This is a genomic window from Bradyrhizobium sp. SZCCHNR1053 (genome assembly GCF_032381235.1).
Taxonomy (GTDB): Bacteria; Pseudomonadota; Alphaproteobacteria; order Rhizobiales; family Xanthobacteraceae; genus Bradyrhizobium.
Genome location: NZ_JAUHJM010000008.1, coordinates 1 through 19,155, shown reverse-complemented (window position 1 = coordinate 19,155; position 19,155 = coordinate 1). Strand labels below are relative to the sequence as shown.

The window sequence follows — 19,155 nt, the reverse complement described above, 5'->3', positions numbered from 1 at the left end:
TGAATGGCGCAATTCCCTCGATTTGCGCCACGTCGTCAGCCAGCAGACAGCGACGCCAGCGGCAGCTTCGCGCTCTCCTTCAGCCGGTCGAGCACGATCGACGACCGCACATGCGCCACGCTCTGGTGTGGCATCAGCACATTGTTGACGATGTCGGACAGGCTCTTGAGGTCGCGCAGCACGACCTTGAGCAGATAATCGGAGTCGCCGGTCAGCGCGTAGGCCTCCTGGATGTCGTCGACGCGGTTCACCAGCGCACGGAACTTCTGCGCGTTGTCGGGCGAATGCGTCGCCAGGGTGATCTGGATGAAGGCGATCAGCTCGAAGCCCAGGGACGTGCCGGATAGCTGCGCGCGATAGCCCGCGATGACGCCGTCCTCCTCCAGCCGCATCCGCCGTCGCGAGCATTGAGAGGCCGAGAGCCCGGCGAGGTCGGCCAGCTCCTGGTTGGTGAGCCGGCCGTCGTCCTGCAGCGCGGCCAGGATACGGAGATCGAAGCTATCGACCGAAATCATGCGTCATTTCCTCTGAATGTGCATGGATCGTGCATACTCGGACGAAAATGACAATGGTTTGCATGCCCCGTGCGCGGAATTCGGGAGATGATCCGCCCATCAAGCTGAAGGAGCTTCCCCCATGGGTCCATTTCCGCACGATGCGCCTCCTGCCACCATCTCCGCCGACAACCCGATGGGCACGGACGGCTTCGAGTTCGTCGAATATGCGCACCCCGAAGCAAGCGAGCTGCACGCGCTGTTCAAGCTGATGGGCTTCGCCGCGGTCGCGCGCCACAGGACCAAGGCGATCACGCTGTACCGCCAGGGTGACATCAACTACCTCGTGAACGAGGAGCCCGGCAGCCACGGCCACGAGTTCGTCGCCGCGCACGGGCCGTGTGCGCCGTCGATGGCGTTTAGGGTGGTCGACGCGAAGAAGGCCTATGCGCGGGCGATCGCGCTCGGCGCCGAGCCGGCCGACCTGCCGCCGGCCCAGAAGACGCTGGACGTGCCCGCACTCAAGGGCATCGGCGGCAGCCTGCTCTATCTCGTCGATCGCTACGGTGCCAAGGGCTCGGCCTACGATCTCGAATTCGAGTGGACCGGCGAGCGCAACCCGCGCCCGACCGGGGCCGGCCTCTACTACATCGATCACCTGACCCACAACGTGCATCGCGGCCGCATGGATGTGTGGACCGGCTTCTACGAGAAGCTGTTCAACTTCCGCCAGATCCGCTTCTTCGACATCGAAGGCCGCGCCTCCGGATTGTTCTCGCGCGCGCTGACCAGCCCCGACGGCAAGATTCGGATTCCGATCAACGAGGATGCCGGCGAGTCCGGGCAGATCGAGGAGTATCTCAAGATCTATCGCGGCGAAGGCATCCAGCACATCGCCTGCGGCGCCCGCGACATCTACTTGACCGTCGAGGGCCTGCGGACCGCGGGCCTGCCGTTCATGCCGTCGCCCCCGGACACCTATTTCGAGCGCATCGATAGCAGGCTGCCCAAGCATGGCGAGGACCTCGCCCGTCTGAAGAGAAACGGCATCCTGATCGATGGCGAGGGGGTCGTTGCAGGCGGTCATACCAAGGTGCTGCTGCAGATCTTCTCGGCCAATGCGATCGGCCCGATCTTCTTCGAGTTCATCCAGCGCAAGGGCGACGACGGTTTTGGCGAAGGCAACTTCAAGGCGCTGTTCGAATCGATCGAAGAGGACCAGATCCGCCGCGGCGTGCTGAAGGTGGAGGCGGCGGAGTAGGTGGAGGAGATGCGCCCGTCATTGCGAGAAGCAGAGCGACGAAGCAATCCAGACTTCCGTCCGCACCCTGGATTGCTTCGCTTCGCTCGCAATGACGGCGTGATTGGAGGCAGGATGTCGCCAAACCCTCAACTGTCGTCCCGGGCAAGCCCGACGACGCGCCAGCGGCGTCGGGCGCCGACCCGGGACCCATACCGCGTGATCTATCGATAGGGCATAGTCGCAGACGATTTTCGCCAAACTGCGGCCGGTGGTTATGGGTCCCCGCGTTCGCGGGGACGACACCGAGGGTGAGGCGCGGGCGTCGTCAACTCACTGGCATCGGGATTGTCGCGCAGCGTTGATCGGCGCGACCGCGCCGCAATCGCTTACCCGCCAGCCTTCCACGCACTCACGACAGCCCCAATCTCCACCACCTCCGGCTCCCGTATCGTCGACGGCGTGCGCGAGAAGCGTGGGGCGGGGGCGGGCTGGGTGATGCCGTGGCGCTCGACGAAGACGCCGCGGGCGGCCATGTGGGCGTGCTTTGGCGCCTCGGACATGGTGAGCACCGGCGCGAAGCAGATATCGGTGCCCTCCATGATCGCGCACCATTGCTCGCGCGTCTTGCTCTTGAACACGGCGACCAGCTTCTCCTTCAGCGCCGGCCAGGCGCGCGGGTCCATCTGCGCGTCGAAGGCGGGATCGGAGAGGTCGGCATGCTGCCGCAGCAGCGCGTAGAACTGCGGCTCGATCGAGCCGATGGAGATGAAGTTTCCACAGGCGCATTCGTAGACGCCGTAGAAGTGCGCGCCGCCGTCGAGGAAGTTGCGCTCGCGCCCCTCGGTCCAGCGGCCCATCGCGGTGAGGTCGAAGAACATCGCGAGCAGCGAGGCCGCGCCGTCGCACATCGCGGTGTCCACCACCTGGCCCTTGCCGGACTTCGACGCTTCGAGAAGCGCGGCGAGCACGCCGACGACGAGATAGAGTGCACCGCCGCCGAAATCGCCGACCAGATTGAGCGGTGGGACCGGCCGCTCCTTCGGGCCGATCGCGGCGAGCGCGCCGGTGATCGAGATGTAGTTGATGTCGTGGCCGGCCGCTTGCGCCAACGGTCCCTGCTGGCCCCAGCCGGTCATGCGGCCATAGACCAGCTTGGGATTGCGCGCGAGCACGACGTCGGGGCCGAGGCCGAGCCGCTCCATCACGCCGGGCCGGAAACCTTCGATCAGCGCGTCGGCGCCGGCGAGCAGGTCGAGCACCTCGGCAATGACGGCCTTGTCCTTGAGGTCGAGCTCGATGACCTTGCGGCCGCGACCGGCGACCGACTTCATGGTCTTGTGCGCGCCGACGCGATCGAGCGTCACCACCTCCGCGCCCATGTCGGCCAGCAGCATGCAGGCGAACGGTCCCGGTCCGATGCCGGCGAACTCGACGATGCGAAAGCCCGCGAGCGGTCCGGTGGCGCGGGTCTCGGTCTGTGGGGCGGTCTTGTCGAGCACGTTGTCTTGTCCCTGCGGTGCTTCGGCGCGTGACGAGGTCGATCGGACAAAGACGGTCGCCGCGACCTTACACCCTCCCCTGGAGGGGGAGGGCTATCGCATTTGACGATCGAAGTGTTGCGCTCGTCTGTCTCCGCGTCGTCATGGCCGGGCTTGTCCCGGCCATCCACGTCGTCCGGCATGCTGAGAACGACGTGGATGCCCGGGACGGAGCCCGGGCATGACGATGTGGAAACGGTTTCGCGAAAAACTCAGATTAGTCATATGCGATAGCCCTGCCCTCCAGGGGAGGGTGGGTGTGCTTGGCTGCTGTCCGCATCAATCAAACATCATCACGCGCGATGCGTTTCCTGATCCGCGATTGTCCCGCGTCTATCCAGCCAACGCAAGCGCGCCGTATGCCGCAAAGTAAAGCGGCGCGCATCGCTGCGCGCCGCATGGAATGTCTCGTGCCGTGACGCGGAATGATCCGCGCCGCGACAATCAGCCCGCGGCTTGCACCGCGCGCTGCGCCATCACCTTCACCAGATTGGCGCGGTAATCAGCCGAGCCGTGGATGTCGCTGAGCAGGCCGCTCGCCGGGATGCTGACGCCGTCGATCGCCGAGGCCGACCAGTTCGACTTCAGCGCCGCCTCGATCGCGGCCACGCGCATCACGCCGCTCTGCGAGGCGCCGGTGGCCGCGACGCGGACGTCGCCGCCCTTCGTCTTGGTCACGAACACGCCGGTCAGCGCGAAGCGCGACGCCGGATGGCGCATCTTGGCATAGCCCGCCTTCTCCGGCACCGGGAACGACACCTCGGTGATGATCTCGCCGTCCTCGAGCGCCGTGGTGAACAGGCCCTTGAAGAAATCATCCGCCGAGATCGTGCGCTTGTTGGTCTTCACGGTCGCGCCGAGCGAGATCAGTGCCGCCGGGAAATCCGCGGCCGGATCGTTGTTGGCGATCGAGCCGCCGATGGTGCCGCGGTGACGCACGGCGGGATCGCCGAGCACCGAGGTGAGATAGGAGATCGCGGGGATCGCCTTCTTCACGTCGGCATTGGTCATGATGTCGTAATAGGTCGTCGCCGCCTTGATCACGAGCGTGTCGCCGGACAGCTGCACGCCGATCAGGTCCTTGATCTTGCCGATGTCGATGACATCGGACGGGCTGGCGAGGCGCTGTTTCATGACCGGAAGCAGGGTGTGGCCGCCGGCCAGGAACTTGGCTTCGCTGCCCTTGGCGAACAGCGCCGCCGCTTCGTCGACCGAGGAGGCGCGATGGTAGGTCGTCTCGTACATGGGAATCTCCCTGAATTTTTCATCGAGATCATTCCGGGGCCACGCCTGCGCGCGCCCCGGAGCGATGATCAACCGTGGATCGCATGCCAGACGCGGTCGGGCGTCGCCGGCATTTCCAGCTTGTTGTTGCCGATCGCATCCGTGATCGCATTGATCACGGCGGCGGATGCGCCGATCGCGCCGGCCTCGCCGCAGCCCTTCACGCCGAGCGGATTGCCCGGGCACAGGGTCGTGGTGTGGCTCAGCTTGAACGACGGCACGTCATCAGCGCGCGGCATCGCGTAGTCCATGAAGGACGCGGTGACCGGCTGGCCGTTGCTGTCGTAGATCGCGTGCTCGAGCAGTGCCTGGCCGATGCCCTGGACCAGACCGCCATGAACCTGGCCCTCGACGATCATCGGGTTGATCAGCCGGCCGAAATCGTCCGCCGCGACGAAGTTGACGAACGACGTCTTGCCGGTGGCCTCATCGACCTCGAGCTCGCAGATATAGGTGCCGGCCGGGAAGGTGAAGTTGGTCGGATCGTAGAAGGCGGTCTCCTTCAATCCGGGCTCCATGCCGTCCGGCAGGTTGTGCGCGGTGTAGGCGGCGAGCGCGACCATCGGCAGCGCGATCGACTTGTCGGTGCCGGTCACCTTGAACTCGCCGTTCTCGATGACGATGTCGCCTTCCGACGCTTCGAGTGCGTGGGCTGCGATCTTCTTGGCCTTGGCCTCGACCTTCTCCATCGCCTTCAGGATCGCCGTGAGACCGACGGCGGCCGAGCGCGAGCCGTAGGTGCCCATGCCGAACTGCACCTTGTCGGTGTCGCCATGGACGATCGAGACCTGGCTGATCGGCACGCCCAGGCGTTCGGCGATCAGCTGGCAGAAGGTGGTCTCGTGGCCCTGGCCGTGGCTGTGCGAGCCGGTGAGCACCTCGATGGTGCCGACCGGATTCACGCGAATCTCGGCCGATTCCCACAGGCCGACGCCGGCCCCTAAGCTGCCGACCGCCTTCGACGGCGCGATGCCGCAGGCTTCGATGTAGCAGGACAGGCCGAGGCCGCGCAGCTTGCCCTGCGCCTTCGCCGCCGCCTTGCGGGCCGGGAAACCGGCATAGTCGATCGCCTTCATCGCCGCGTCGAGCGAGGCGTTGAAGTCACCGGTGTCGTAGGCCATGATCACCGGGGTCTGGTGCGGGAACTGGGTGATGAAGTTCTTCCGCCGGAGATCGGCCGAATCGACCTTCAACTGGCGCGCCGCCGTCTCGATCAGCCGCTCCAGCAGATAGCTCGCCTCCGGGCGTCCGGCGCCACGATAGGCGTCGACCGGCGTGGTGTTGGTGTAGACGCCCATCACCTCGGCATAGATCGCCGGAATGTTGTACTGGCCCGACAGCAGGGTCGCGTACAGATAGGTCGGCACCGACGACGAGAACAGCGACATGTAGGCGCCGAAATTGGCGTGGGTCTTGACCCGCAGGCCAAGGATCTTGTTGTCGGCATCGAACGCCATCTCGGCCTTGGAGATGTGGTCGCGGCCGTGCGCGTCGGTCAGGAACGCCTCGGTGCGGTCGCCGGTCCATTTCACCGGACGGCCGACCTTCTTGGAGGCCCACAGCGCCACCATCTCTTCCGGGTAGATGAAGATCTTGGAGCCGAAGCCGCCGCCGACGTCAGGGGCGATCACGCGCAGCTTGTGTTCTGGTGCGATGTTGTAGAACGCCGACAGCACCAGGCGAGCGACGTGCGGGTTCTGCGACGTCGTATAGAGCGTGAAATGCTCCTCGGCCGCATCGTACTCGGCGATCGCCGCGCGCGGCTCCATCGCGTTCGGTGCCAGCCGGTTGTTGGTCAATTCCAGGGTGACGACGTTGGCGGCCTTGGCGAAGGCGGCGTTGACCGCGGCCTCGTCGCCGATCGACCAGTCGTAGACGACGTTGCCGGGGGCTTCCGGGTGAAGCTGCGGCGCGCCGGGCTTCAGCGCGGAGGGCATGTCGGCGACGGCCTGCAGCTCCTCGTACTCCACCACGACTGCCTCGGCGGCGTCACGTGCGAGGTTCTTGCTTTCGGCGATCACCACGGCCACGGCCTGGCCGACGAAGCGCACGGTCTCCGGCGCCATCGCCGGCCATGCGCCCATCTTCATCGGCGAGCCGTCCTTGGAGGTGATGGCCCAGCCGCAGATCAGGTTGCCGACCTTGTCGTCGACGATCTGGCGGCCGGTGAGCACCGCGACCACGCCAGGCATCGCCTCGGCGGCCGAGGAGTCGATGCTCTTGACCTTGGCGTGCGCGTGCGGGCTGCGGATGAAATGGGCAAAGGTCATGCCCAACAGCTTGACGTCGTCGACGTAACGGCCCTTGCCGGTAATGAAACGCTTGTCCTCCTTGCGGACGACGCTGGCGCCAATGCCTTCCATACCCATGCGAATCTCTCCCCTACCGGAGTTCTGTTGTCCCGCCGCGGCCATCGCGCGCAGCGGTCGTGGTCTCGGTATTGCGGTAAACGGCGGCTCTCGCCGGCCTCATTCGGCAGCTTGCGCGACCTTCATCCGTCCGGCAGCGTCGAGCACGGCCTTGACGATGTTGTGATAGCCGGTGCAGCGGCAGATGTTGCCTTCCAGCTCCTCACGCACCGTGCTCTCGTCGAGCTCGCCTCCGTGGCGGTGCACAATATCGATGGCCGACATGATCATCCCCGGCGTGCAATAGCCGCATTGCAGGCCGTGATTGTCGCGGAAGGCCGCCTGCATCGGGTGCAGCTCGTCGCCCTTGGCGATGCCTTCGATGGTGGTGACGTTGGCGCCGGCGGCCTGGCCGGCCAGCACGGTGCAGGATTTCACGGCACGGCCGTCGATATGGACGACGCAGGCGCCGCATTGGCTGGTGTCACAGCCGACATGGGTGCCGGTGAGGTTCAGATGATCCCGCAGGAGGTGAACGAGCAGGGTGCGATCCTCGGCCTCGACCGAGACCGCCTTGCCGTTCACCGTCAGTTTGACTGTCGACACGAGTAACCTCCCGATGAATTATTCTTATTCTGATTAGAAACAGCGCCCTCAGGACTTTGCAACTCGAATTTTCGTCTCCGATGTCATTGCGACGTCTTGCGCGCGGCATCGGCGATCCGGTCGCATGTGGCGCGCCACGCGAGGCCGGCACCGGCGCAGGTGAAGCGCAGGCCGTAGGCCGACGCTGCCCATTTACCGCCCCTTAGCCATTGTGACGTAGTTTTGATCACGCTCTGGTGCGTTGCCGCCGGGCGGTTTGGTTTCTGGCCAATATAAAGAATGGCGTGTCGGGGGTGGGAATGTCTGCGCAGCTTGCGCCGCAGTCGCGGCGTGCCAATTTTCTGACCCTGCGTTTTCGCGGCAAGATCGTCCTTGGCTTCGCCGTTGTGCTGGCGATCTCTGCTGCCAGCATCGGCTTCTCCTATCTGGGATTCGAGCGGGTCGCCGCGGCGGTGGCAGCCTATCGCGGCAGCGTTGCCGAAGCCGACACCACCCGCACCATCGATCGCGAGCTGGTCTCGTACCAGGCGCTCGCCCGCTATTATGCCCTGACCGGCAAAGCCGACGACGAGGCGGCGGCCACCGCTGCCCAGCAGGCACTCCAGGCCGCGATCGACAAATCCATGGCGGCGACCGGCGCCGAGCGGCGGGCGCAGGTCGGCAAGCTGCAGGCGCAGTTTCAGGCCTTCGCCAAGACATTCTCGAGCATCGTTGCTCTGACCCGCGAGAACGCGAAGCTGGCGACCGACCAGATCGGCCTCATCGGCAACAAGATCCGCTTCAAGTTCGATGATCTGGCAGACACCGCCGCGCTGGCCGGCCTGCCGTCGGTGCAGACCACGGCCAAGGACCTCACCGGCCAGTACCTGACCGTGTCCGCGCTGGTCGGGACCTACATCGCCAAGCCCGATGCCAAGACGGCCGACGGCGCCATCGCGCGCACGCGCTTCCTGGAAACCTCGCTGGTGACGATCTATGCCAATGACGAGAAGATCACCCAGCGCGTCGCCGAGCTCGGCGACCTGATCAAGCAGTACCGCGCCGCCTTCATCAAACTGTCGGAGAACATGAAGGCGCTCGGCAAGCTCGAACAGGAGATGAGCGTCGTCGGCACCGAGATCATCGCGCTGTCGAACGGGCTGAAATCCGAGGTCGCCTCCGACCAGCAGCGCATCGAGGCCGCCACCAACACCACCATCGCGGACATCGAGCGGCTGATCGCAATGCTGGCGATCGGCGGGCTGACGCTCGGCGCCGTGCTGGCGCTGATGCTCGGCAACGGCATCTCCAAGCCGATGATCACGATGTGCAAGGCGATGCGCGAGCTCGCCTCGGGCAATTTCGACGTCCGGCTGCCCGGCCTCGGGCGTGCCGATGAGATCGGCGAGATGGCGGCGGCGGTCGAGGAGTTCAAGGTCCAGGCGGTGGCCAAGGCCGAGCGCGACGCTGCGACGCAGGACGCCCAGAACAAGGCGGCGGGCGCCGCGCGGCGGGCCGAGCTCATCCGCTTCGCCGACGAGTTCGAGACCGCCGTCGGCTCGATCGTGTCCAACGTCTCGACCTCGGCCGAGCACCTCGAGCAGGCGGCCTCGACCCTGACGCGCACCGCGGAGACCACGCAGTCGCTGGCGAGCCGCGTCAGCGGCACCTCCGACCAGGCCACGGGCCGCATCCACTCGGTGGCGAGCGCAACCGACGAACTGTCGGCCTCGGTCAACGAGATCGGCCGCCAGGTCCGCGAGTCCAGCCGCATCGCGGAGTCCGCCGTGGCCCAGGCCGAGGAGACCGACGGGCGCATCGGCAAGCTGTCGCGTGCGGCGCAGGAGATCGGCGACGTCGTCAAGCTGATCACCGCGATCGCCGAGCAGACCAACCTGCTGGCCCTGAACGCGACCATCGAGGCGGCCCGCGCCGGCGATGCCGGCCGCGGGTTTGCGGTGGTGGCTTCCGAGGTCAAGTCGCTGGCCGAGCAGACCGCCAAGGCGACCGACGACATCTCCAACCACATCTCCGGCATGCAGGCGGCGACCCAGGAATCCGTCACAGCCATCAAGCAGATCGGCGGCACGATCCGCCAGATCTCGACCATTGCCGCGTCGATCGCCACCGCGGTCGAGCAGCAGGGCGGCGCGACCCAGGAGATCGCCAGGAACGTGCAGAGCGTCGCGGCAGGTACGCAGGCCGCCGCCACCGACATCACGCAGGTCAATCGCGGCGCGACCCAGACCGGCGAAGCCTCGGAGGAGGTGCTGCGCTCGGCCCAGTCGCTATCCTCGGAGAGCGCGCGGCTGCGCGCGGAGCTCAACCGCTTCATGGCCAACATCCGCGCGGCGTGAGTTTTGCGGCGACAGGCTGGTCTTCACCGCTCGCCAATGCGTTGGCGAGCCCGCGGCCAAACCCTCCGCTGTCATCCCGGCGAACGCCGGGATCCATACGCCGCGGCAGATGTGTGGCGGGCGGTATTGATCGCGTGCCCCAATCTTGCATCACGCGGTATGGATGCCGGGTCGCGCTCGCTTCGCTCGCTTGCCCGGGACGACAGCTGAAATAAGGCGCGCCTGGGCCTCACCCAGGAAACGCTGCGGCCCCCAGGCGGGTCGAGCGCCGAACCCCGCCCCACTCCGGGAACCCTGCGCGCGACGAGACGTTGAGTCGCAGCGGCAGGCATTCGCTGCCGCATTTGCTTCATCCTCTCGGTCGAGCATGCGGTGCGACCCGCGCCGTCGCATTGGGATTCCATGGCACTCCGACAGGCATCCTGTCCCAACCTCCGCGTCGTCACGTCAGCGCCGCAATCCGGCGCTCCGCCGGGCGACATGGCAGGCCGGGATCGCGTCATCGAAACCAACATCCCCGCCCGGCTCGACGATCTCCGCTGGAGCGCCTTTCACACCCGCGTCGTGCTGGCGCTCGGCATCACCTGGGTGCTCGACGGGCTCGAGGTGACGCTGGCAGGCGCCTTGTCGGGCGCGCTCAAGCAGAGCCCGGCGCTGCATTTCTCCAATCTCGACATCGGGCTTGCCAACAGCGCCTATCTCGCCGGCGCCGTGCTCGGCGCGCTCGGCTTCGGCTGGCTGACCGACCGCATCGGCCGCCGAAAGCTGTTCTTCGTCACGCTTGCGCTCTATCTGTCCGCGACGGCCGCCACCGCCTTGTCCTGGAACATCGCGACCTACGCGCTGTTTCGCTTCCTGACCGGCGCCGGCATCGGCGGCGAGTATACCGCGATCAACTCGACGATCCAGGAGCTGGTGCCGGCGCGCTATCGCGGCTGGACCGATCTCATGATCAACGGCAGCTTCTGGCTGGGTGCCGCGCTCGGCGCGGTCGGCGCCATCGTGCTGCTCGATCCCGACGTCACCGGCCCGGATGTCGGCTGGCGGCTGGCCTACGGCATCGGCGCCTGTCTCGGCCTCGTCGTGCTGGTCATGCGGATGTGGATTCCGGAAAGTCCGCGCTGGCTGATGATTCACGGCCATCCTGAAGAGGCGCATCGGATCGTCGCGGAGATCGAACGCGACGTCACCGGCCACGACCGCGAGGCGCGCGCCAAGGAATTGCCGAGGATGCGGCTGCGGATGCGTAGCCACACGCCGTTACGAGAGGTCGCGCATACGCTGTTCTCAGTTTATCGCCAGCGCTCCCTGGTCGGGCTCACCTTGATGATCGCCCAGGCGTTCTTCTACAACGCGATCTTCTTCACCTTCGCGCTGGTGCTGACCGACTTCTACGGCATCAAGTCCGATCATGTCGGCTGGTACATCCTGCCCTTCGCGGCCGGCAACGTGCTCGGGCCGCTGCTGCTCGGCCGCCTGTTCGATACGCTCGGGCGCCGCGCCATGATCACCTTCACCTATGGCGTCTCCGGCATGCTGCTTGCGCTCACCGGCTATCTGTTCTCGATCGGCGTGCTGAGCGCCGCGACGCAGACTGCGGCCTGGATGGTGATCTTCTTCTTCGCGTCGCCGGCGGCGAGCGCCGCCTATCTCACCGTGTCGGAGAATTTTCCGCTGGAAGTGCGCGCGCTCGCGATCGCGCTGTTCTACGCCGTCGGCACCGGGATCGGCGGCGTCGCGGGACCCGCGCTGTTCGGCGCGCTGCTCGACAGCGGGGCGCGCGGCGCGGTGTTCGGCGGCTATCTGTTCGGTGCCGCGCTGATGCTGGTGGCGGCGCTCGTCGCTTGGCGCTATGCCATCGCGGCCGAGCGCAAATCGCTCGAACAGGTGGCGCGTCCGCTCGCTGTCATGGAGTAGTTGATGATGTCCGAAAACTCCGATCTGATCGCTTCTCCTGCGTCGGAGCCCGCCGAGATCGTTCCGGCGCCCACCAGTCTCGTGCCGCATCTTCGCGAGGTGGCGATCCTGCTCGATATCGACGGCACCCTGCTCGATCTCGCGCCGACGCCGCGCGAGGTGTGGGTGCCGCCGGGCCTGGCCGAGACCCTGAACGCATTGCTGCAACGAACCTCCGGCGCGCTGGCGCTGGTCTCGGGCCGCTCGCTCAACGACATCGATCTCATCTTCGCGCCGGAGGTCTATCCCGCCGTCGGCGGCCATGGCGCGGAGATGCGGCTCGGCGGCGGCGGCGAGGCGGACGCCATCAAGGCGCCGCCGCTGGACAAGGAGCTGAAGCGCAGGCTCGCTGCGATCGCCCGGCTCAGCCCCGGCATTCTGCTCGAGGACAAGGGCTACTCGCTGGCGCTGCATTATCGCCTCGCGCCGCAGGCTGAGAAGGCGATCTACGAAGAAGTGTCGCGCATCCGCGCCGAGTTGCCGGGGGCGCCGATCGAGGTGCTGCCCGGCAAGTGTGTGTGCGAGATCAAGCATGCCGGCTTCACCAAGGCGAGCGGCGTGCGCGAGCTGATGCGGAACGCACCGTTCAAGGGACGCAAGCCGTTCTTCATCGGCGACGACGTCACGGATGAGACGGTGTTCGCGATCATGCCGGATTTCGCCGGCCTCTCGTTCTCCGTCGGCCGCCGTGCGCTCGGCGTCGACGGACATTTCGACGCACCGGACGACGTGCGCGCATTCCTGGCGCGCCTCGCCGGCGGTGGAACTAATTCATCGACCTAGCGATCCGTGCAGTGGTTCCGCATCGCTACGTTGTTAGTTCCATTCGCCATGCGGTCGCATGTTGAATGCGTCGCTGTTGATTAGAACAGTTCTGACTTGATTTGACGCTGTGATTACACCGCGCGAATGCCCGAATTTGGTTTCAATTGGTTGAAAGGGTGGCCCGGAACCATATTGATGAACAGCTGTTAACCGACATGACCAACAGGAGGGAGCTGTGAACCTCGTCGTGGTTTCGAATCGGGTGGCCCGTGGCAAAGCCAATGAGCCAATGACCGGCGGACTTGCGGCAGCATTGCTGCCCGTTGTGGAGAAATCGGGGGCAGTATGGGTGGGTTCCTCGGGTCGTGTGCGCGACGGCGCGCAGACGGAACCGATCGCGGAGATCGAGCAGATCGGTGAAGGCGCGCTCGCGCTGCTGGATCTGCCGGCTGCGCACTATGCCGGCTACTACGAAGGCTTCGCCAATTCGGCGCTGTGGCCGGCGCTGCATTCACGCAGCGATCTGATCAGCGTCTCGCATGACGACTATCGCTCCTATCGCGAGGTCAACGCCTTCGTGGCGCGCGCGCTGCTCCGGTTCCAGAAGCCGGACACCTTGTTCTGGATCCAGGACTATCACTTCCTGTCGCTCGGCGCGGAGTTGCGCACGCTGGGCGTGAAGAGCCCGATCGGCTTCTTCCTGCATACGCCGTGGCCCGCGCGCAGCGTCATCGACAGCGTGCCGAATCACCGCGATCTCGTCACCGCGATGCTCGCCTATGATCTGATCGGCTTCCAGACCGAGGATGATCGCGAGAATTTCACCGCCTGCATCCGCGCCGATCTCGGCTTGCAGGTGCGTGACGGCGTGGTCAGGTCGCTGCACGGCCGCACACGTCTGGCCGTGTTCCCGATCGGCATCGACGCCGACAAGTTTGCGCAGCAGGCGGCAAAGGCGGTGGCGCATCCGGATGTGTCGCGGCTGCGCCGCAGCCTGAATGGCGAGAAGCTCGCCATCGGCGTCGACCGGCTCGATTACTCCAAGGGTCTGGTCAACCGCATCAACGCCTTCGACCGGATGTGGACGATGCACCCGAGCCTGCTGCGCGCCGCGTCGCTGCTGCAGATCGCAACGCCGTCGCGCGAATCGATCGAGGCCTATGGCAATCTGCAGAGCGAGGTCGCGCGCCTCGTCAGCGAGGTCAATGGCCGCCATGGCGAGGTCGACTGGACGCCGATCCGCTACCTCAACAAGGGCTATGGTCAGGGCGTGCTGGCCGGCCTCTATCGCAGCGCCCAGGTCGGCGTCGTCACGCCGCTGCAAGACGGCATGAATCTCGTGGCGAAGGAGTATGTCGCGGCGCAGAGCCCGGTCGATCCCGGCGTATTGGTGCTGTCGAAATTCGCCGGCGCCGCCAACGAGCTCGATGCGGCGCTGATCGTCAATCCGCATGACATCGACGGCATGGCGCGGACGATCGCGATGGCGCTGTCGATGCCGCTCAACGAGCGCCGCATGCGCTATGAGATCATGATGACGAAGCTGCGCCGCCATTCGATCCAGCAATGGTTTGCCGACTTCGTCGAGGCGCTGCAGGACGGTGACGCTGCCGAGGTCGAGATCGAACCCCTGCCTGCCACTCCGGCGGGTTTTCTGGCCGGCCGCATGCTGTCGCCTGGCGCGCGCTATCACTGAACCGGACTTGCTCCTCGCCGCTCCGTGCGGCGAGGCTCAATGGCAGTAGGAGACGCCGTCGAGCACGGCGCAGCGCAGCTTGTTCGGCGAGCTCGGATTGTCCATCGGCACCATCCCGTTGCCCTGTCCGACGAACACTCCGGGTCCCACCACCACGGATGCCTTGTTGCCGACGATGACGGACGGGTGCGGCTTCAGGCTCGACTTCGTCCCGTCCGGCCACAGGATCGCATCACCCTGCCAGATCCCCTTGCGGCCGTCGTCGCAGGTCACGTCGACGCCCTGCTTGGTGCATTGATCGGCGCGGGCCGGGCCGGCGGCGAGGCTGAGCACCGCCGTCAGCAGGATGGCGAGACGGGCATGGGAGGATGACGGCATCGCGAATCCCTCAGTCGGCAGCCGGACCGACGGGCTGCAAAACAGTGGTCGTGCCGCCCGGCCGGCCGGTTCATGATGGGCCGGCCGGGCCGCAGGGCCTCCTGATCGAGCCCGCGACCAGGGCGGATTGATGATTTTTATCAGCGATTTGGGGGAAATTTAGCCCTTGAGCCCCCGCCCGGCTTGCAAAACGCCGCCGACCCCGCCAAGAGAGGGCCGCCGGAGAGATGGCCGAGTGGCTTAAGGCGCACGCTTGGAAAGCGTGTGTGCGGGAAACCGTACCGTGGGTTCGAATCCCACTCTCTCCGCCAGCCGGCCATCCCAGCCATTCCGTTCAGTTGCGAGAAGATGAAATCGCTGCGGGCTGTCAGCCCTCCGGCTTCTTCCGCGCGAGCGTGCGCGGGGGCACGCCGTATCGACGGCGGAAGAGGCGGCTAAAATGCGAGGGGTCGTTGAAGCCCCAGCGCAGGGCGATGTCGGTGATGCTCTCGGTTCGGCGCGCGGCTTCGAGGTCGCGGCGGCAGCGGTCGAGGCGGCGCTGGCGGATGCATTCCGAGGGCGTGGTGCCGTGCTCGGCGAACAACAATTGTACGGAGCGGACGGATAGTCCGAAGTGGGCGGCGATCTCGGCGCTGTCGAGATCGGGGTCGTGCAGTTGTGCGTCGATGTAGCTCATGATGCGCGCGAACTGTGCGGATGCGCGTCGCGGTGCCGCGTCGCGGCGTACCAGGCGGGCCGCCCTGGCGACGATCTCGAGCCCGGCATCGACAGCGGCATGGACCTCGCTGTCGTCCATCTCGGCCAGCGTGCCGGCGAAGCCCTCGAAGTAACCGGACACGGCGGCGCCGAAGCCGTGTCGGCCGGGCAGATGCAGGCGGCCGCGTCCGATCAGGTCGGGGTGAAAATTCCGGATCACCGCTTCAGGGCAGGCGATCATCATCTTGCGCAGCGGACTGAGCGTGGCGAAGGCGAGCGTCTCGCGCGTGTTCCAGACGATCACGTCGCCGGGTTCGAACAGCACCGTGCCGGTGGAGTCCTCGCCGCGCTCCCGGCCTTCGATCACGATCATCACGACCACCAGACCGGCATCGGAAGCGCGGCGCATCCCGGCGCAGCCCTGTGCGACCTGCGCTTCGATCACGAGAGCATCGCCTAGCTGCCTCAACTGCTGACGGTGCGATTTGGCCGCGTGAATGCTCCAGCCGAGCAGTGGGTCGAGGGAGGTCGTGGGCGCGGCAAACCCTTGCACGTTCGGCATCTGCAACGCTCTCCCTTGGTCGCCCGAGACCCTCGCTTGCGGCGGCTGCGTCCGCCCACGTTTCGCTGTCGTCCGGGTTCGCCTTCGCTGCCGTCCGGGACGTCGGTGCCGCGCTTGGCCTAGAGCCTAGGCTGAGACCGCCGTGCAGACAAGGCGGAGAGGCGAGAGCACAGGGAGGTTGCAATGGTCGGTTCGGATCTGCGGGCTGGATTCGAGAAGGTGGCCTTCAAGGCCGACGATGGTACGGTGCTGCGCGGCTGGCACGTGCCGCCGCAGGGGGACGCGCCGACAGCGCCCATCGTCGTGCTTCATCACGGCTTCAGCGCGCTCAAGGACAGCTATCTCGACAAATATGCGGCCGCGTTCAGCGCGGCCGGTCTCGGCGCGCTGGTCTATGATCCCCGCAATTTCGGCGAGAGCGAAGGACGCGTCCGGCAGGAGATCGACCCGATGCAGCAGCTGGCCGACTACCGCGATGCCATCACCTTCGCGATGACCCTGCCGCGCGTCGATCCCAGAAGGATCGGCGCCTGGGGCTCCAGCTATGGCGGCGGTGTCGCCATCCAGGCGGCGGCGATCGATCAGCGCATCCGCTGCGTGGCAGTGCAGGTCTCGTTCCTCAGCGGCGGCGCGATCTGGAGCCACATTCCGGCGGAGACAAAGGCGCAGCTGTCGCAGCTGTTCGTCGGCGAGCGATTGGCCCGTGCCGCGGGCGAGCCGCCGATGACCATGCAGGTGGTGGCGCAGGATCCGGCGACGACGCCGTGCATCCTCGGGACGTCGGACGCCTACGACTGGTGCATGGAGGCGGCGAAGATCTCGCCGCTGTGGCGCAACGAGGTTACCGTGCGCAGCCTGGAGCTCACCTTCAGCTTCGAGCCGGCCGCCTTTTTGCATCGCATCGCGCCGCGGCCGCTGATGTGGATCGCGGCCGAGGGCGACATGCTGATGCCGATCGAGGCGTCCCGGGAGGCGTTCGCACGCGCCGGCGAGCCAAAGCAGTTTGTCAGTCTGCCTTGCGGGCATTTCGCGCCCTATGTCCAGCACTTCGAACAATCATCCTCGGCTGCGCGTGACTGGTTCCTATCACACCTCCTGTAGGCGCGCGAAGCTCGAGCTCCGGAGGTAGGGTAGGGCGATCGCAGATGAGGCAACAAGCTGTGGCGAGCGCTCGTTTCGCGGCCATCCTCCGCGACGGCCGCCTACGGCGGCCTCGCATGGTTTTTTTTGGCCAAAATCTAACCCCTCCATCGTGAGGAGCACCGCTCCGCGGCACGTTAGGCGATGCTCCTGCATCGACTTGAGACCCATGGGGGCTGACGATCGGCTGCTCCCGTGCGGCGCTGCTCATGCTGCTCATGCTGCTCCTGCTCCGGGGCCGGCGGCCCGTGCGTGCAGTTGCCGGCACCTGGCACGAGCACCCCGCCGGTGGCGGGGCGGCAATTCCCAAACAGCGGGGCTGATTCGGCGCGAATGCTCTAGAATTATGGTTGCAACGCGCGTCGCGCGTCACCTCCGTGCAGTGCCCCCGCCCGAAATGCCCCCCGTCATCGCCGACCCCTCCCTCCTGCGCGTCCTGATCGTGCTCGCCATCACCCAGCTCATCGCCTGGGGCACGCTCAGCCTGCCGGCGGTGATCGGCCGGGCCATGGCGGTCGATCTGGAGATGGATCTGACTGCGATCTTCGCCAGCACCTCGGTGCTGTACATGTCGATGGGGCTGTGCTCGCCGCTGCTGGCGCGGCCGTTCGTCAAGCATGGTGGCCGGCGGGTGATGATCGCGGGCACCGTGCTTGCCGCGCCCGGCTATGCGCTGCTGTCAGCCGCGCAGGGCGCGCTCTCTTACTATGCCGCGTGGCTGCTGCTCGGCGTGGCCGGCAGCGCCACGCTCTCGACCGCCTCCTACATCGTGCTCAACGAGATCGCCGGCCTGCGCGCGCGCAGCGCCATCGGCGCGCTGATGCTGGTCACGGGGCTGTCGAGCAGCATCTTCTGGCCGGTCACCTCGGCGCTCTCGGCGCATATCGGCTGGCGCAGCACCTGTCTCGTCTACGCCGGCCTGCTGCTGCTGGTCTCGCTGCCGCTGTTCGTGTTCCTGCTGCCGCGGCGCGTCCATGATCATCTGCCGCCGTCATCATCGGATGCGGCGGCGTCCGTCCCCGCAGCGACGCCGTCGCGCGGCACGTTCTATCTGCTGGTCGGCGCCTCCGGCCTCAACGCCTTTGTCGCGTTCGGGATGGGGGCCGTGCTGATCGAGCTCCTGAAGGCCGAAGGCCTGTCGGCGGCCGAAGCGGTCGGCTTCGGCTCGATGCTGGGGGTGATCCAGATCAGCGCCCGCGCCATCGATTTTCTCGGCGGCGGCCGCTGGGACGGCATCACCACCGCGATCGTCGCCGGCCTGGCGCTGCCGGTGGCGATGCTGCTGCTGATGCTGAGCGACGGCTCGCATGCCGCGATCGGCGCCTTCATCCTGATCTACGGCCTCGGCAGCGGCGCGCTCGCCGTGGCGCGGGCCACCATGCCGCTGGTGTTCTACGACAAGGCGGCCTTCGCCAAGGCGTCCGCCCAGATCGGACTGCCGCTCAACCTGTTGTCGGCGGTGTCGGCGCCGATCCTCGTCGAGCTCTTGACCCGCTACGGCAGCAACGCGCCGCTGGCGCTGAGCCTGGCGTGCTCGTGCGCGGCCGTGGTCATCCTGTTGCTGCTGCGGCAGCGCCGTCCGATGCGCGCGGCGGTCTCGTCCTGAGACGTCCGACCGAGTCGCCCGTCGGGCCGGACCTGCGCCCGCCGGAAGCGCCGGGACATGCCGCATTCGCCCTGCGCCGAAACACGAAGTTCATTCGCCGTCTCAACGACATCGGCGCCACCGCGCCCGCCGGCGCAAATTTTGTTCTTTCGTTTTATCGGAATTCGTGCTTCTCTATCGCTGTCCCGCCTCATCGACGAGGGGCGCTGCGCACCGTCAGGAGCGTTGGGGTGGGATGTGATGGACGGGCAGGCGCCGACTGACGAGCGGCGCCGGCACGGACGGTCAAGTCGCATGGTCCTGGCATCCCGATGCTGATGCCTGCGTGGCGTGCCTTTGGCGCGCTGTCGCAAACGGGGGCAAGAACGCCGGTCCCCGGGGAGAGTGCGAAGCAGCCGTAACACCATTGCGCGGGGAAGGCCGGGCAGACCCGGCTGAACCTTGTATGGGGAGTAAGTTGTCAAGAGGGGCGTCGTTTGTTGGGGGCGGTCTTTGGCGCCAAGGAGA

At 66.5% G+C, this 19,155-nt stretch carries 14 protein-coding genes and 1 tRNA gene; 8 read left to right on the top strand and 7 right to left on the bottom strand.

What is annotated here, in order from left to right:
- Nucleotides 1–35: 35 nt before the first annotated feature.
- Nucleotides 36–515 carry an Lrp/AsnC family transcriptional regulator gene (locus tag QX051_RS19180; RefSeq protein ID WP_315777206.1) on the bottom strand — a complete coding sequence of 160 codons (480 nt, stop codon included), beginning with the start codon at nt 513–515 and terminating at the stop codon, nt 36–38.
- Nucleotides 516–636: 121 nt separating this feature from the next.
- On the opposite strand from QX051_RS19180, the gene hppD reads away from it, so the two are divergent.
- Entirely contained in the window at nt 637–1,755 is a 1,119-nt protein-coding gene (gene hppD, locus QX051_RS19175; protein ID WP_315777205.1) for a 4-hydroxyphenylpyruvate dioxygenase, read from the top strand.
- 368 nt (nt 1,756–2,123) lie between these two features.
- Here the strand turns inward: hppD and QX051_RS19170 are convergent, their stop codons facing one another.
- The 4 genes from QX051_RS19170 to QX051_RS19155 form a co-directional block, all read right to left on the bottom strand.
- Nucleotides 2,124–3,236 (bottom strand): CaiB/BaiF CoA-transferase family protein, encoded by a 1,113-nt coding sequence (locus tag QX051_RS19170; protein WP_315777204.1) that lies wholly within the window; start codon nt 3,234–3,236, stop codon nt 2,124–2,126.
- A 483-nt stretch (nt 3,237–3,719) separates the two neighbouring features.
- Nucleotides 3,720–4,520 carry a xanthine dehydrogenase family protein subunit M gene (locus QX051_RS19165; RefSeq protein ID WP_315777203.1) on the bottom strand — a complete coding sequence of 267 codons (801 nt, stop codon included), beginning with the start codon at nt 4,518–4,520 and terminating at the stop codon, nt 3,720–3,722.
- Nucleotides 4,521–4,588: 68 nt separating this feature from the next.
- Nucleotides 4,589–6,928: a xanthine dehydrogenase family protein molybdopterin-binding subunit gene (locus tag QX051_RS19160; RefSeq protein WP_315740751.1), complete on the bottom strand. Its 2,340-nt coding sequence runs from the start codon at nt 6,926–6,928 to the stop codon at nt 4,589–4,591.
- Nucleotides 6,929–7,027: 99 nt separating this feature from the next.
- A complete protein-coding gene (locus tag QX051_RS19155; RefSeq protein ID WP_315717018.1) occupies nt 7,028–7,513 on the bottom strand; it encodes a (2Fe-2S)-binding protein in 486 nt (161 codons plus the stop codon).
- Nucleotides 7,514–7,812: 299 nt separating this feature from the next.
- On the opposite strand from QX051_RS19155, the gene QX051_RS19150 reads away from it, so the two are divergent.
- From QX051_RS19150 to QX051_RS19135, 4 genes are all read left to right on the top strand, one after another.
- On the top strand, nt 7,813–9,849 hold the full coding sequence (locus QX051_RS19150; RefSeq protein ID WP_315777202.1) for a methyl-accepting chemotaxis protein: 2,037 nt from the start codon (nt 7,813–7,815) through the stop codon (nt 9,847–9,849).
- 402 nt (nt 9,850–10,251) lie between these two features.
- Nucleotides 10,252–11,766 carry an MFS transporter gene (locus QX051_RS19145; protein ID WP_315777201.1) on the top strand — a complete coding sequence of 505 codons (1,515 nt, stop codon included), beginning with the start codon at nt 10,252–10,254 and terminating at the stop codon, nt 11,764–11,766.
- Nucleotides 11,767–11,769: 3 nt separating this feature from the next.
- Nucleotides 11,770–12,588 (top strand): trehalose-phosphatase, encoded by an 819-nt coding sequence (otsB, locus tag QX051_RS19140; RefSeq protein WP_315740748.1) that lies wholly within the window; start codon nt 11,770–11,772, stop codon nt 12,586–12,588.
- Between the two features lie 217 nt (nt 12,589–12,805).
- Entirely contained in the window at nt 12,806–14,266 is a 1,461-nt protein-coding gene (locus QX051_RS19135; protein WP_315757256.1) for a trehalose-6-phosphate synthase, read from the top strand.
- A 36-nt stretch (nt 14,267–14,302) separates the two neighbouring features.
- On the opposite strand, the gene QX051_RS19130 is transcribed toward QX051_RS19135, so the two are convergent.
- Nucleotides 14,303–14,644 carry a hypothetical protein gene (locus tag QX051_RS19130; protein WP_315777200.1) on the bottom strand — a complete coding sequence of 114 codons (342 nt, stop codon included), beginning with the start codon at nt 14,642–14,644 and terminating at the stop codon, nt 14,303–14,305.
- Nucleotides 14,645–14,865: 221 nt separating this feature from the next.
- Here QX051_RS19130 and QX051_RS19125 point away from each other — a divergent pair.
- A tRNA-Ser gene (locus tag QX051_RS19125) sits at nt 14,866–14,955 on the top strand.
- Nucleotides 14,956–15,011: 56 nt separating this feature from the next.
- On the opposite strand, the gene QX051_RS19120 is transcribed toward QX051_RS19125, so the two are convergent.
- Complete coding sequence (locus tag QX051_RS19120) at nt 15,012–15,902, bottom strand: helix-turn-helix domain-containing protein (RefSeq protein ID WP_315777199.1); 891 nt, start codon at nt 15,900–15,902, stop codon at nt 15,012–15,014.
- A 183-nt stretch (nt 15,903–16,085) separates the two neighbouring features.
- Between QX051_RS19120 and QX051_RS19115 the strand changes: the two genes are divergently transcribed.
- Both QX051_RS19115 and QX051_RS19110 read left to right on the top strand, forming a co-directional pair.
- Nucleotides 16,086–17,003, top strand: a complete 918-nt coding sequence (locus QX051_RS19115) for an alpha/beta hydrolase (RefSeq protein WP_315777198.1) — start codon at nt 16,086–16,088, stop codon at nt 17,001–17,003.
- 436 nt (nt 17,004–17,439) lie between these two features.
- Nucleotides 17,440–18,648 (top strand): MFS transporter, encoded by a 1,209-nt coding sequence (locus QX051_RS19110; RefSeq protein WP_315777197.1) that lies wholly within the window; start codon nt 17,440–17,442, stop codon nt 18,646–18,648.
- The last annotated feature ends 507 nt before the right edge of the window (nt 18,649–19,155 follow it).

Coding starts and splice junctions, on each gene's coding strand:
- QX051_RS19150 (WP_315777202.1), top strand. CDS start 7,813: ATGTCTGCGCAGCTTGCGCCGCAGTCGCGGCGTGCCAATTTTCTGACC.
- hppD (WP_315777205.1), top strand. CDS start 637: ATGGGTCCATTTCCGCACGATGCGCCTCCTGCCACCATCTCCGCCGAC.
- QX051_RS19130 (WP_315777200.1), bottom strand. CDS start 14,644: ATGCCGTCATCCTCCCATGCCCGTCTCGCCATCCTGCTGACGGCGGTG.
- QX051_RS19115 (WP_315777198.1), top strand. CDS start 16,086: ATGGTCGGTTCGGATCTGCGGGCTGGATTCGAGAAGGTGGCCTTCAAG.
- QX051_RS19110 (WP_315777197.1), top strand. CDS start 17,440: ATGCCCCCCGTCATCGCCGACCCCTCCCTCCTGCGCGTCCTGATCGTG.
- QX051_RS19120 (WP_315777199.1), bottom strand. CDS start 15,902: ATGCCGAACGTGCAAGGGTTTGCCGCGCCCACGACCTCCCTCGACCCA.
- QX051_RS19160 (WP_315740751.1), bottom strand. CDS start 6,928: ATGGGTATGGAAGGCATTGGCGCCAGCGTCGTCCGCAAGGAGGACAAG.
- QX051_RS19145 (WP_315777201.1), top strand. CDS start 10,252: ATGGCACTCCGACAGGCATCCTGTCCCAACCTCCGCGTCGTCACGTCA.
- QX051_RS19165 (WP_315777203.1), bottom strand. CDS start 4,520: ATGTACGAGACGACCTACCATCGCGCCTCCTCGGTCGACGAAGCGGCG.
- QX051_RS19180 (WP_315777206.1), bottom strand. CDS start 515: ATGATTTCGGTCGATAGCTTCGATCTCCGTATCCTGGCCGCGCTGCAG.
- otsB (WP_315740748.1), top strand. CDS start 11,770: ATGATGTCCGAAAACTCCGATCTGATCGCTTCTCCTGCGTCGGAGCCC.